The sequence below is a fragment of the Tamlana crocina genome, from assembly GCF_012037625.1.
In genome coordinates this window covers 1-323 of record NZ_JAAVJS010000677.1, presented here as the reverse complement: position 1 = coordinate 323, position 323 = coordinate 1, and the positions used below count along the sequence as shown (strand labels likewise).

Genomic DNA, 323 nt, shown 5'->3' with positions numbered 1-323 from the left:
AATCTTTCCTCCAACTATCCAAATCACAAAATGGAGATCTATAACAGATGGGGAGAGCCCGTATATAAAGGAAAAGCTGGAGATAATGAAGGTTGGGATGGAACTTCTTCCGAAGGATCTTTCGGCAGCGGAGTACTACCGGCAGGTGTATATTTCTACATCCTGTACTTCAACGACGGACAAACAGCACCTACTCAAGGTAGATTGTACTTAAGCAGATAATTTTGAAATATTCGAAACACATGAGAAATTCTTTTATAAAAATTTTTACAGTTGTTTGCATTGCCCTTTTTTCACTAAAGGGTAATGCACAACAAGATCCA

The 323-nt window shown here is 38.4% G+C and carries 1 protein-coding gene; it reads left to right on the top strand.

Annotation, left to right across the window (positions count from 1 at the left end):
* Positions 1-222, top strand: a 222-nt coding sequence (locus HC176_RS18535) for a T9SS type B sorting domain-containing protein (protein ID WP_209309827.1), incomplete at its 5' end; no start/stop codon positions are given.
* Positions 223-323 lie beyond the last annotated feature (101 nt).